Origin of the sequence: Serratia sp. N21D137 (genome assembly GCF_047530005.1) — a bacterium.
Taxonomy (GTDB): Bacteria; Pseudomonadota; Gammaproteobacteria; order Enterobacterales; family Enterobacteriaceae; genus Chania; species Chania fonticola_B.
Genome location: NZ_JBLJAJ010000031.1, coordinates 15,688 through 29,442 on the forward strand (window position 1 = coordinate 15,688; position 13,755 = coordinate 29,442).

At 40.6% G+C, this 13,755-nt stretch carries 11 protein-coding genes; 10 read left to right on the plus strand and 1 reads right to left on the minus strand.

Going from position 1 to position 13,755, the window contains the following annotated elements; genetic code table 11:
* Positions 1 to 29 precede the first annotated feature (29 nt).
* Positions 30 to 1,616: a TerC family protein gene (locus ACMV5H_RS20555; protein ID WP_071680823.1), complete on the minus strand. Its 1,587-nt coding sequence runs from the start codon at positions 1,614 to 1,616 to the stop codon at positions 30 to 32.
* A 669-nt stretch (positions 1,617 to 2,285) separates the two neighbouring features.
* Here ACMV5H_RS20555 and galU (ACMV5H_RS20560) point away from each other — a divergent pair.
* The 10 genes from galU (ACMV5H_RS20560) to ACMV5H_RS20605 all read left to right on the plus strand — a co-directional run bounded on the left by galU (ACMV5H_RS20560) (position 2,286) and on the right by ACMV5H_RS20605 (position 13,746).
* Complete coding sequence (gene galU / locus ACMV5H_RS20560) at positions 2,286 to 3,185, plus strand: UTP--glucose-1-phosphate uridylyltransferase GalU (protein ID WP_021180603.1); 900 nt, start codon at positions 2,286 to 2,288, stop codon at positions 3,183 to 3,185.
* A gap of 46 nt (positions 3,186 to 3,231) precedes the next feature.
* The gene (gene galU, locus ACMV5H_RS20565; RefSeq protein WP_280922726.1) at positions 3,232 to 4,128 is read left to right on the plus strand and encodes a UTP--glucose-1-phosphate uridylyltransferase GalU; all 897 of its coding nucleotides are present in this window, start codon (positions 3,232 to 3,234) and stop codon (positions 4,126 to 4,128) included.
* Positions 4,129 to 4,443: 315 nt separating this feature from the next.
* On the plus strand, positions 4,444 to 5,580 hold the full coding sequence (locus tag ACMV5H_RS20570; RefSeq protein ID WP_414822359.1) for a polysaccharide export protein: 1,137 nt from the start codon (positions 4,444 to 4,446) through the stop codon (positions 5,578 to 5,580).
* A 23-nt stretch (positions 5,581 to 5,603) separates the two neighbouring features.
* On the plus strand, positions 5,604 to 6,038 hold the full coding sequence (locus ACMV5H_RS20575) for a protein tyrosine phosphatase (RefSeq protein WP_414822360.1): 435 nt from the start codon (positions 5,604 to 5,606) through the stop codon (positions 6,036 to 6,038).
* 16 nt (positions 6,039 to 6,054) lie between these two features.
* Positions 6,055 to 8,232, plus strand: coding sequence for a tyrosine-protein kinase Wzc (gene wzc / locus ACMV5H_RS20580; RefSeq protein ID WP_414822361.1), 2,178 nt, complete (start codon positions 6,055 to 6,057; stop codon positions 8,230 to 8,232).
* A 112-nt stretch (positions 8,233 to 8,344) separates the two neighbouring features.
* Positions 8,345 to 9,505 (plus strand): hypothetical protein, encoded by a 1,161-nt coding sequence (locus ACMV5H_RS20585; protein WP_414822362.1) that lies wholly within the window; start codon positions 8,345 to 8,347, stop codon positions 9,503 to 9,505.
* Positions 9,502 to 10,467 (plus strand): glycosyltransferase family 2 protein, encoded by a 966-nt coding sequence (locus tag ACMV5H_RS20590; RefSeq protein ID WP_414822363.1) that lies wholly within the window; start codon positions 9,502 to 9,504, stop codon positions 10,465 to 10,467. The genes ACMV5H_RS20585 and ACMV5H_RS20590 overlap by 4 nt, the downstream gene beginning before the upstream one ends.
* Positions 10,418 to 11,158, plus strand: a complete 741-nt coding sequence (locus ACMV5H_RS20595) for a WecB/TagA/CpsF family glycosyltransferase (RefSeq protein ID WP_414822364.1) — start codon at positions 10,418 to 10,420, stop codon at positions 11,156 to 11,158. Before ACMV5H_RS20590 ends, ACMV5H_RS20595 begins: the two co-directional genes overlap by 50 nt.
* 106 nt (positions 11,159 to 11,264) lie before the next feature.
* On the plus strand, positions 11,265 to 12,440 hold the full coding sequence (locus tag ACMV5H_RS20600) for a glycosyltransferase family 4 protein (RefSeq protein WP_414822365.1): 1,176 nt from the start codon (positions 11,265 to 11,267) through the stop codon (positions 12,438 to 12,440).
* Positions 12,424 to 13,746 (plus strand): hypothetical protein, encoded by a 1,323-nt coding sequence (locus ACMV5H_RS20605; RefSeq protein WP_414822366.1) that lies wholly within the window; start codon positions 12,424 to 12,426, stop codon positions 13,744 to 13,746. Before ACMV5H_RS20600 ends, ACMV5H_RS20605 begins: the two co-directional genes overlap by 17 nt.
* The last annotated feature ends 9 nt before the right edge of the window (positions 13,747 to 13,755 follow it).

Here is a 13,755-nt window from a genome sequence, read left to right on the forward strand (position 1 = left end):
GGCACCTCAAGTGGGTGCCCAGTAAAGATTTACTCTTCGTCCTCTTCGTTAGGTGTCACTAACGGCGTGATCTTCACCTTCACGATGCGGTGGCTACTGATTTCCAACGGTTCAAACAGATAGTCGCCAATCTTCAGTTGCTCACCTTCGCGTGGAATGCGCTGGCAATGCTCCATCAGCAAGCCTGCCAAGGTATGATATTCCCGCTTTTCTTCTATCGGCAGTGGCACATACAGCACCAGATCTTCCAGCGGCATATGGCCATTGGCAATCCAGCAACCTTCGCTGGTTTGCTGGATATCATGGCGTGCATCCACCTCTTCATCGGCCTCTGGCAGATTACCGGCGATGGTTTCCATCACGTCGGTTAACGTCACCACCCCTTCGACCGAACCAAACTCATCCACCACAAACGCAAAGTGGGTTTTGGCCTGGCGGAACTGCTCCAACGCAGACAGCAGCGTTAACTGCTCCGGGAAGATCAGTGGCTGGCGCACCAAGGCCCGCAGATCCAGCGGTGATTGCTGCAACTGCTGTTTCAGCACATCAATGGTGTGGATCACCCCTAATGGCTCATCGCTGGCGCTATTTTCGGTTACCACGATGCGCGTATGCTGGTTTTTCTCCAACAGCTGCGTCAATTTATCCAGCGGGCCGTTAAGCCCAAGGTATTCCACATCGTGCCGCGAAGTCATGATACTGCTGACGGTACGCTGTGCCATGCCCAGCACCCGCTCGATCATATGGCGTTCCTGCTGGTTGAAGATTTCACCATTCTCGTTATAGCTGTCTGCCAGCAGATGTGCCGAATGGCTGTCGATCTCGGCCTCTTCATGCTTGCCGCTTAACATGCGCAATACGGCTTCTGCGGTACGCTCACGCAAAGGCCGCACCTTGGAAAGGAAACGGCGGCGGTTAAACTGGGCAAACTGATTCAAGGCTTCGATCATCACCGAGAAACCGATCGCTGCGTAGAGATAGCCCTTCGGAATGGCATAGCCAAAGCCTTCTGCCACCAGGCTGAAACCAATCATCAGCAAGAAGCTGAGACACAGAATAACAATGGTGGGATGAGCATTCACAAAGCGCGTGAGCGGTTTGCTGGCCAGCAACATCAAACCAATGGCGATACACACCGCGATCATCATCACGGCCAGATGATCGACCATCCCGACTGCGGTGATCACCGAATCCAGCGAGAAGACGGCATCCAGTACCACAATCTGCGCGACCACTGGCCAGAAACGCGCACCTTTGCGTGTCCCATGGTGTTCCTCGTCTTTACCCTCCAGCCGCTCGTTCAGCTCCATAGTAGCTTTAAACAGCAGGAAGATACCCCCGACCAGCATTATCAGGTCGCGGCCACTGAAAGCGTGCCCCATGGCCACAAACAGCGGTTTGGTCAGGGTGGCTAGCCAGGATATCGAGGCCAGCAGCAACAGGCGCATCACCAGCGCCAGTAAAAGACCGACAATGCGGGCTTTATCACGTTGTTTCTTAGGTAATTTTTCCGCCAAAATGGCGATAAAGATCAGGTTGTCAATGCCCAGTACGATTTCCAGTACAACCAGGGTGGCCAAGCCGGCCCAAATTGTTGGATCTGCGATCCATTCCATACGCCTAATTTCACCTTTTAGTTCGACGGCTTATGCCGCTTTGAGAATGATGGACGCTGAGGGAGGGGATTTCAACACTAAATCCGCACGAGGTGCGGGTAATCTATGCCAGTAGAATAATTAAACAGCGTTAGGATCTGGTCAATAAGGGGGCTGATAGCAGAAAACAGGGAACAAATAGCTGCTTATAAATCCTGCACTTAGATAATTATCTTTATAATCAATTTGTTGTAAATTAGCTAAACGAGTAAAATCTTAAAAATCGAGTATCCCTAGTAGTCTTATTCTGAAAAGGTCTTAATGCAGCCACTAAGACTTGTTTCACTGGGTCAATAGTATAAGAATCTTAGCATCCTATAAATGATAGCAAGACTGACCACTTGGCCAGGAAGGCACTGCCTTTTCCTTACTCTGCGACTTGCCTCTCATTAAATTCTGAACAGAACCTCAGGTTCATCTACGAGCGTGGAGTCGGCTGCACGCTCGTCAGTTCAAACATTGTCTACAGTGCATTGGTAGCTGCAAGCCAAGGGCGGTAGCGTGCCTAAAACGTCACTTTAATATTTTAATTAATTGATTTTTATAGTTAAAAATTCATTTGAACGTAAGGCTCTACCACTTATCCTGGCTCTGTTACACTTACTTGTTATTTGTCGGTGGAAGAAATTTATGCAAAAAAGATTGAAGGCCGTTATCCCAGTAGCAGGTTTGGGCACCCGTATGCTGCCTGCAACCAAGGCGATCCCTAAAGAAATGCTGCCTGTGGTCGATAAGCCATTGATTCAGTACATCGTGAGTGAATGCGTTGCGGCGGGTATCAAGGATATCGTACTGGTTACGCACTCATCGAAAAACGCGATCGAAAACCACTTTGATACTTCCTTTGAGCTGGAAGCGACGTTGGAAGCTCGGGTAAAACGCCAACTGCTTGCCGAAGTTCAAAGTATCTGCCCGCCAGATGTAACGGTGATGCAGGTACGTCAAGGGCAAGCCAAGGGATTGGGGCATGCGGTGTTATGTGCTCAACCAATGATTGGGGATAACCCATTTGTGGTGCTGTTGCCAGACGTGTTATTGGATGACTCTACTGCCGATCTGCAGAAAGAAAACCTGGCCAAAATGATCCAGCGTTTTGAGCAAACCGGCTTTAGCCAGATTATGGTTGAGCCAGTACCGGAAGAGGACGTTTCCAAATACGGTGTGGTCGATTGCGGCGGCGTGGCGTTAGCCGCTGGTGCAAGTACGCCAATGACTGCGGTGGTAGAGAAGCCTGCACGGGAAGATGCACCTTCTAACCTGGCCGTAGTAGGGCGCTATGTTCTCTCTGCCGATATCTGGCCATTGTTAGAGAAAACTCCCCCGGGTGCTGGTGATGAAATCCAACTGACCGACGCTATTGCCATGTTGATGGAGCAGGAAACGGTAGAAGCTTTCCATATGAGCGGCAAATCCCACGACTGCGGTGACAAACTGGGCTATATGAAGGCGTTTGTCCAGTATGCCCTGCGCCATCCTTCCGAAGGCGAAAACTTCACCCAGTGGATGAAACAGACCCTGAACAGCAAGTAATTGCCTGAGCCGGTTAGCACGACCACGAGATTTTAAGAGGAACACTATGTCGATGAAGTTGAAAGCCGTCATTCCTGTTGCTGGTCTGGGTATGCGCATGTTGCCTGCGACCAAGGCGATCCCGAAAGAGATGCTGCCGATCGTTGATAAGCCGTTGATCCAATATATCGTCAACGAATGCGTGGCTGCCGGGATCAAGGAAATCATTCTGGTTACCCACTCCTCCAAGAACGCGATCGAAAACCATTTCGATACGTCTTATGAGCTTGAGGCGATGCTTGAAGCGCGCGTGAAGCGTCAGCTGCTGGATGAAGTTAAATCCATCACGCCGAAGGGCGTAACCCTGATGCACATCCGCCAAGGGCAACCGAAAGGATTGGGGCATGCGGTACTGTGTGCCAAACCACTGGTAGGTGATTCACCTTTCGTGGTGGTGCTGCCGGACGTGCTGCTGGATGACGCCAAGGCGGATATGCACAAAGACAACCTGGCGCATATGATTGCCCGCTTCGAAGAGAATGGGCTGAGCCAGGTACTGGTGCAGCCTGCGGATGAAAACGTGCTGTATGACTACTCGGTGGCAGAATGTGAGACCACGACCCTGCAACCAGGGGAAAGCTCACGCATGACGTCGATCATTGAGAAGCCAAGCCGTGAAGTGAAACTGAAATCCAATTATTCTGCTGTTGGCCGCTATGTGCTCTCTGCCGACATCTGGCCGATTTTGGAAAAAACTCAGCCAGGTGCCTGGGGCCGAATTCAACTGACTGATGCGATTGCTGACCTGATGAAACAACAGACGGTAGAAGCGATGGAACTGGTGGGGGAATCGTTTAACTGCGGTGAAAAACTAGGCTATCTCCAAGCCTTTGTGACCTATGGCTTACGCCACCCCACGCAGGGCAAAGCCTTCCGCGAATGGGCCGAGCAGCTAAAACTGTAGTAATTTGTACTGAAAAAGAGCGGAAAAATCTTTATAGTTAGAGGCCTGCGGAAATCTCAGCGGGCCTTTTGACTTACCCGCGTTCGTTCGCACATGAAAACACTCCTGGTGCATGCGCCAGTCACTTCGAGTTTGAGAGACATCTTAGCAAACTCAGACTCAACGTTTGCTCAATGAGTGCTTTCATGCATGTATCGCAGGACTGCCGTACATAGCGCAAACAAAAAATTTTGCTAAGCACCACCCCCAAGCGGCCATGGTTGGCCAGGTGTTTAGCGTTGCAAGTTTACTTACTTTGAAAGTGATGAAAATTCGATGGCAAAGAAACAATGGAAGCTGATACCGCTCCTGGTATCAATCAGTGTGATCAGCGGTTGTACCGTAGTACCTGGCTCACACCTCTCTAGTAGCGGGAAAAACGTTGTTAAGCAGGAAGATAACAATTTTGACTTGGACAAGTTGGTGAATATTTACCCAATGACGCCGAGTTTGGTTGACAAAATGCGTCCAAAACCCGTTGTCGCGCAGAACAACCCAGCCTTGGAACGTGACCTGCAAAGTTATGAATACCGCATTGGTGTGGGTGATGTGCTGATGGTGACTGTTTGGGATCATCCTGAGCTAACCACTCCCGCAGGCCAGTACCGTAGCGCCAGTGACACAGGTAACTGGGTGAATGCAGATGGGACTATCTTCTACCCATATATTGGCAAGGTGAAAGTAGCAGGAAAAACTGCTAGCCAAGTGCGAAATGATATCGCAGGACGTCTTGCTCAATATATTGAAAGCCCGCAGGTAGATGTAAGCATTGCGGCCTTCCGTTCGCAAAAAGCGTATGTGACGGGCGAGGTGGCAAAATCAGGCCAACAGCCGATTACCAATGTGCCGTTAACCGTGATGGATGCAATCAACGCAGCAGGTGGGCTTGCAGAAAATGCTGACTGGCGAAACGTGGTGTTAACACACAATGGCGAAGAGCAGCGTATATCGCTTCAGGCACTAATGCAGAAGGGTGACCTGATGCAGAACCATCTGCTTTATCCAGGTGATATTCTTTATGTTCCGCGTAATGACGATCTGAAAGTTTTCGTGATGGGTGAAGTCAAGCAGCAAACTACGCTGAAGATGGATCGCAGTGGCATGACGTTGACAGAAGCCTTAGGCAATGCTCAAGGTATGGACCAGACGGTATCGGATGCAACTGGGATTTTTGTTATTCGCCCACTACGGGGTACTGAAGGTAGCAAGCTTGCCAGCATTTATCAGCTAAATGCCTCTGACGCGACGGCTTTGGTAATGGGTACAGAATTCCAATTACAGCCGTATGATATAGTTTATGTTACTACAGCGCCTGTTGCGCGTTGGAACCGTTTGATTATGCAGTTAGTGCCTACAATAAGTGGGTTTAACAACTTAAGCGAAGGTGCATTGCGTGTACGTAACTGGCCATAGTAGTGATTATGTAGGATGGCAATATGTTTAATTCTATTCTAGTGGTTTGTGTAGGTAATATTTGCCGTTCCCCCACGGGGGAGCGTTTGCTAAAACAGGTATTGCCAGATAAAGAAATATCTTCCGCTGGACTAGGCGCTTTGGTTGGTAAACCGGCAGATGCGACAGCAACTGATGTTGCTAAAAACCATTCACTCTCTCTTGAAGGGCATCAGGGAAAACAACTCACTGGCAAGATGTGTCGAGAATATGACTTAATACTAGTTATGGAGAAAGGTCATATCGATGGCGTATGCAGATTAGCTCCAGAGGTTCGGGGTAAAACTATGCTTTTTGGTCATTGGCTGAACCAACGAGAAATTGCAGACCCATATCGCCAAAGTCGAGAATCTTTTGAGTTTGTGTACCAACTTCTTGATGAATCAGCCCAAAAATGGGCTAAAGCACTAAGCAGATAGCTAGCCAGGACTTCAAATGTTAGAAAAAAATAAAGCAAATAATATTAGAAATGAAAAATCTGATGAAATTGACGTAAGACGCCTAATTGGTGAATTGGTTGATAATAAATGGCTAATTATTGGTGTTACCGCAACATTCTTAACAATTGGTATTTTGTACAGTCTTTTTGCATCGCCAGTTTACCGTGCAGATGCTATGGTCCAAGTTGAACAAAGTGTTGGTAATTCATTACTGAATAATATTAATCAGATGCTTCCAAGTGGGCAGCCAGAATCAGCGCCTGAAATTGAACTGCTAAAGTCAAGAATGATTTTAAGTAAAACAGTTGATGACTTAAATTTACGGACAGTAATAGAAGAACGACACTTTCCAATTATTGGGAAAGGGCTGGCTCGGTTAATGAAACGAGATCAAGCTAGGATTGTTGTGTCGAGGCTGGAATTGCCGGAGTCTTGGGCAGCAGATCCTACGTTGAGTTTAAACGTAGGTGAGAATAATGAATATACAATAACCAGGGATGGTAGTAATTTTGCTGAAGGCAAAGTTGGAAGTATACTCAGCAAAAATGGTTTTTCTATTTTGGTCAGCGATATTGATGCAAAGCCAGGAACTGTATTTGATATCAGTAAAAATACAGAGTTAGAAGCAATCAATTTATTGCTAAAGCAGTTTGATGTTGCAGATAAGGGAAAAAATACAGGGGTGCTAGGATTAACATTAACTGGCGAAAATCCTATCAAAATACAAAAGATATTGGATAGAATTACTAAAAACTATCTAGAACAAAATGTTGAAAGAAAATCTGAAGAAGATGCTCGTAGTCTTGATTTCTTGCGAGAGCAGCTTCCCAAAGTTAGAAATGCACTTGATTCTGCAGAGAATACGTTAAATAAATATAGACAACAGAACGACTCTGTTGATCTATCTTTAGAAGCAAAGTCTGTTTTAGATTCTATAGTATCAGTCGATACGCAATTAAATGAGTTGACATTTAAAGAAGCCGAAATATCAAAGCTGTATACAAAGGAACACCCATCTTATCGGGCTCTTTTAGAAAAAAGGCAGACCTTAGAAGATCAACGTGAAAAACTAAATAAACGTGTTAGCTCAATGCCCAAAACACAACAGGAAATACTACGCCTTAGCCGTGATGTTCAGTCAGGGCAAGAAGTATACATGCAGCTGTTGAATAAAGAGCAAGAGTTAAGTATTTCGAAGGCTAGTACTGTAGGTAATGTAAGAATAATCGACCATGCAATAACTCAGCCTACTCCAGTTCAACCGAAAAAAATAATTATTCTTATCCTAAGCGTTATCTTCGGTGGAGTCTTGTCTATAGGTTATATACTTACACGCTCTTTCTTACATAGAGGAATTGAAAGTCCTGAACAGTTAGAATCTTTGGGTATTAATGTTTATGCAAGTGTTCCATTATCTGAATGGCAGAGAAAGAGAGATTTGGAGTTTGTCAGCAAGCATAAAGGAAGGAAGATTAATACAGACTCTAACTCACTATTAGCATTTGGTAATCCAGCGGATCTAGCCATAGAAGCAATACGTAGTTTACGTACGAGTTTGCACTTTGCAATGATGGAGTCAAAGAATAATATTCTAATGATTTCAGGTGCTAGTCCTGGGATAGGGAAAACGTTCATTAGCGCCAACTTGGCCGCAGTAATTGCCCAAAGTGGACAAAAGGTTTTATTTATTGATAGTGACATGCGAAAGGGTTACGCGCATGAGCTACTTGGTGTAGAGGGTAAGATAGGGCTATCTGATGTTCTTGCGGGTAGACTAGATTTATCAAAGGTCATTCAGAAAACCAAGCATGAGGGATTCGATTTTCTTCCTCGGGGTCAAATCCCACCAAATCCTTCAGAACTACTGATGCACTCAAGATTTACAGCTACATTGGACTGGGCATCAAAGAATTATGATTTAGTCTTGGTTGATACCCCTCCGATTCTTGCAGTTACAGATGCGGCAATTATCGGTAAGCACGCTGGAACATCATTAATGGTTGCTAGATTTGAGTTGAATAGCCCTAAAGAGGTGGAGGTTAGTTTTAGACGATTTGAGCAAAATGGAATTGAAATTAAGGGCGTGATTCTTAATGCTGTTATGAGGAAGGCGGCTAATTACTATAACTATGGCTATGACTATTATAACTATGAATACAAGTCAAAAGATTAGGTTTATTACATGATATAAAAGTCATTCAAGGCGAGTTCAGCATTTAGGTTGTTCTCGCCATTAATATTCTAAACTTTAATTAATATTAGATAAATTATGAAGATAAAAAAATATGTATTTAGAAACTAAAAATCGGTGTGAGTGGTTTTCATTATACTCGATAACGTTGTTATGCTTATTGGGGGCTACTTACCTCTCGGGTTTCTTGATAATACCTGAAACCGGATTTCTGGAAATAATATTCTTCATAGCTGCTCTCCTTGCTTTTTTTAAGTATGGGATTAACCAAATAGCACTTGTCTTTTCATTGTTATCACTTTTTTATCTGCTGTACTCGCTATTTTTTGTGCTTTTAGTTACGCAAAAAAATATAATAGATTTCATTCAGGCCTATAAGTCTTATTATTATCTTATACTGCTTGGTTTTTTTTATAAGAGGCGAGTGTTTTCTGAAGAGAATGTGGTTAAATTTTACAGATTTATAGTTATATTATTCCTGATTAAGTACAGTGCAGATAAGTTCCTATTAAATGTTGAAAGACCAACATTGTTGATTGAAAATAACTTTGAATTAATAATGTTGATATTGACATATTATCTAGTGAATATAATAAGAGGGAAATTAGGTATTCTTGATACTATGATTATACTTGTTGTATGCTTTATATCAGGTTCAAGATCTTCATTTTCAGCACTTCTGATAGCAATTTTATTTTCTATGGATAGGAAGTTAGATATACGAAAGATGTTGTATATGGTTTTAATTCCAATAGTTCTTTCTTTGGTGTTTTTCATATTTAGCGAGAGGTTAACATCAGGCTCATCACTAGAGTCTATTGATAGATATAGATTTTTATTAGAGTTTATCTACTCAGTTTCTGACTGGCCTTGGTGGCGTTTCTTTATAGGTTCAGAGGCAATAACTCCTCTATCAATAGGCTCATGCCATGATCTAGCTTACTATGAGTCGTTATTTAGTTATGCAGGAAATGGAGAATGCTATTCAGTGATATTGCATTCATTTCTACTTAGAGTGATTTATGATCATGGCATAATTGGTTTTTTCATGCTACTTATCCCTATATGGGTATATCTATACAAATTTAAAACAAAACACAAGATTTGTGTAATTTTGATCTTACTCGCTACAGCTCTATCCGTTTCCTCATTAAATAATGTATACGTGGCTTTGTCACTTATTTTATTTATTGGTATTGATAGTGATTTTAAGAAAAAAAGGCAAGAGGATAGTGAGGAAGGAGTAATAAATTGAATAATAGTAAATTTACTGTCGTCATTCCAAATTTTAAAAGAGTGACAGAATTAGTCAGAGCTTTAGAGAGTGTCCTCAGCCAGGAACTTAGTGAAGAGCTGTTAGATTCAATAATTATTGTTGATGATTATAGTGATAACATAGATGAAATCATTGCGGCTGTAGAAAAACTGAACTCTACAAAGATAATGATGATTAATAACAGTTTCAAAAGCAATGCAGCAGTGACAAGAAATCAGGGGGCTAGACTGGCAAAAACAAAATGGGTTAGCTTCCTTGATTCCGATGATATTTTTATGCCAGGTAAACTGATATCTCTAGCAAATGCAGTATCCTCAGAGTCTGATGTGTACTATAACAAAGCCCTTGTTTACTTTAACAATAAACTTGAGTCAATAGTTCCTAGTAGACCGATTAAAGACAATGAGCATATCAGTGATTACCTATTTACGTCCAAAGAGTTAATGCAAACTTCGACTTTAACAGTTAGAAGGTCATTTTTTGATGATAATGGATTTAATGAAAAATATATAAGGCATCAAGACTACGACTTATGTTTGTCTTTCGAATTCAGCGGGTTAAAGATAGAGTTTGTTGATTCAGTTGGAACAGCAATATTTTGGAATTCGAAAGATAGACCAAACTTAAAAGGGGAGTCTTTTGATTATTCGTATAATTGGTTGATCGAAAATGAAGATAGAATGTCTCCATCGGCTATAAATGAATTTTATTATAATTTTGTGGTTTTAAAAGCAGCAAGAAATAATAATAAAAAATACAGTTTAAAAGCTGCAATGAAATTAAAAAAAGAAGTAGTGACAGTAAATAAATTACTTACATATTGTACTGTATTAGTTATACCATATTCATTGCAAAATTTATTTTATATTAATTATAAAAGGTTGAAATGTTATGTCATGGAATATAGAGAACATAAAAATAATAAAAGAAAAAGTCACTGAAGAAGTATGCATTAATTTAACTAAAAAGAATAAAATATATACATTTTTAAATTGTTATTCTTACTATGTTTTTAGAAAAAACACTAACTCATTTAAGTATATAGATGCAATATTTTGTGATGGGATAATTTTTGAAAAAATGATGCGCTCTATAAAAATTAAAGCATCAAGAGTTAGTTTTGACATGACATCATTAGCTCCAATTGTATTTAATCATGCAAGTGAGCATGATGAAACATTGGTCCTTATTGGTAGCGAAGAAGGTGTCGCAATGAGGGTAAAAGCTATATTAACTGAGAGCTTTGAGAATATAAAAATCATTGATGTAAGGCATGGTTTCTTTCTAAATGAAACGGAACGACTAGCATATATTGACTATATTATAAAAATTAACCCTACATATGTAATTGCTGGCATGGGAACACCACATCAAGAGAACTTTATAGTCGAATTGAAATATGCAGGTTGGCAGGGGATTGGTTTTACTTGCGGAGGTTTTCTCCATCAGACATGCAAGAAAGGCATTAACTACTATCCCAAATTAATTAATAAGCTAAATTTACGCTGGGCCTATCGGATTTGGGATGAGCCTAAATTACTAAAAAGATATGTTTTATATTACCCTTTGTCAGTTAGTGCATTTTACTATGACTATTTTAAATATTGCATTGTGAATTATTTTAGGAAATAATTTATTCTCAAATGTTAGATGATAACTATAAATTGATATTGTGCTGCATACCAACGGTGACGATATTAAATGTCGAAATTTTATACACTGTCTACATGGTGGAATAATGAATAGAATTGGTTATATACAAAATAAATATCCAGAGCAGCGATGCATTATTAATAAAACAAAAAATAATTATGTAAACTTATCTAGACTTAATTTTGCTCGCTATGCTTATTATCTAGATAAATTACGCGGTGCAGACTTCTCTAACTTTCAGTTTATATTTATAGGTATAGTGCCGAGTAGCATTAAAATGATGCACTTTTTTAATTTTATTACACCTCAAAAGAAAAACTGGGTTACAACATTTGAAACTAGCTTACCTCGCTGTAGAGAGCTAATAAGCATCCATCATAACCCAGATTATGTTGATGGAATCAAACGATGTCCTGCGGTGGAAAAAAAATTAAAATGGATTGCATCTGAACACTGTAAGGCTATTATTGCATTATCACAATCAGCAAAAAAAATCCAAAAAAATATTCTGAACGTTTATTCGGAGTATAAAGATACGATAGAGAATAAGATTCATGTTGTAGCTCCTCCTCAGAAAATATTGATATCGAATAATAGCAAAAAAGAATTAAATGAAACTGATGAAATTAGGGTTTTATTTGTTGGTGGAGATTTTTATAGGAAAGGTGGTGCAGAAACTGTAATAGCACTAAATAATATTGTGAGAAAAACTAATATTAAATTGAGCCTTACGGTGATTGGAGATCTAGCAAGAAAAAATAATTATGTATTAAAAGAATGGAAGGATGATGAAGGTTTTTGCAAGAAGGTTTCAGAAATAATTGAGCAAGAACCATGGATAGTGCATCATCAATCTTTGAGTAATTATGAAGTACTTAACTTAATGCAGCAAAGTCATGTGGGCTTGCTTCCCACATGGTCAGATACATATGGATATTCAGTTTTAGAAATGCAAGCAAGCGGTTGTCCTGTAATAACTACAAACGTTAGGGCTCTCACAGAGATAAACAATGAACACTGTGGTTGGGTGATTAAGCTTCCTCTTAATAAATATTCAGAGCTAGCAATAGATTCACAAGAGAAAAAAGATAGTTTTCGAAATACAATTATTTCTGGGATTGAAAATGCAATACTAGAATTAAATTCTAAACGTGGATTGATACAAGTTAAAAGTACAAACTCTTTAGACAGGATAATTGCTCAGCACGATCCTGAAGATTATAAATCTCAATTAGAAAAAATTTATGATAAATGTTCGTAAAGCTATTCATTGGCTTGTAAATGAACGGGGGCAAGGCGGTTCGAATAAAGAAAAACACTCCCTTCAGAGAAGGGGCCTGCTTAAAAAAATTATATTAAGCACCATAGCAACCCCGTTTGTTATGGGGAATACACGTGCTGGAGTTGGGCATGACCTTGAAAAAGGAGAACATAAAAATGACAAAGATGATGAGGAGTTTGGCAACGAAGCACAAATAATGGACGGCCAAATTAATAGCATCAGAAGTATGAATAAAAAATTAGTAAGTATTCAAGATTTCATGTCTGACTATGAAATAGCGGATGCGAATTCTTCGAAACCAAGGTTGGACCATTCGAAGGCTTTAATTAAGGCTTTGCGAATTTCCCCACATGTTTATTTCCCTAATGTTAAGGGGTACTATCTAATAAAAGATGTTGTACTGCCAAAGGGCTGTTGGCTAGTTGGCTATTCTTCGCTTCCTTATACTGTTGAAAATAAAGAGGATATTCTTGGTGTTGGAGCAGGGATTGTGCTCGCTGATGGCGGGAAGGCTATTTTTAAGTTTAATACTAATGCAACGTTCTTTGGAATAGTCCAATATGGCGGGCCGTCTTACAAAATTGATGGACTACAGGTTGTAGACAAATCTTTAATAGGAACGTTTAGAGCTTTCTATTGCGGTTTTTATGGTTTTAGAATTGCTATTGGTGAAAACAATAAATACGTTGGAGTTGATTTAAACAGTTGTATGATTTCATCAAATTTTAGAGGTGTGCAAAATATACTAGACTCTAAAATTCAAGGCGGTACAATTAATAACAATCATGATGATGGGGTGAATTTACAAGAAGGAGCGAATGATAATGTATTTATAAATATAAAAAATGAGTGGAATCGAGGGTGTAACTACTCTGCATTCCGAGCGAAAAACAATGTAATTACATCTGGTATATGTGATAGAGCTGCTTTTTGCGGTGTCAAATCAATTGAGTCCACATGGATAATTAGTGGGGCAATTTTCAGAAGGAATGGTTCGAAAGCAGAGGAGTCAAAGGATTCTTCCCATTTTTACATGGAAGGAAAAGACGCAGAATTAATTCTTAATGGTGTTTACACCGCAATTGGACAAAATGACCATAAAGACGGTGTCGTTTCACCTGCATATAGCTTAACAACTTGCGGTAATTCCGAAAATCAAAAACTAATTATCACTGGGTGTGATTTAACAGGTTGTACAAAGAGGACTTGGAATCTTATTAGTATTCCTGCTAAATATGCTATCAGTGGTAACATTGGAATGAGTGATAGTGCCATTAAAAATTAATTAGTAGTT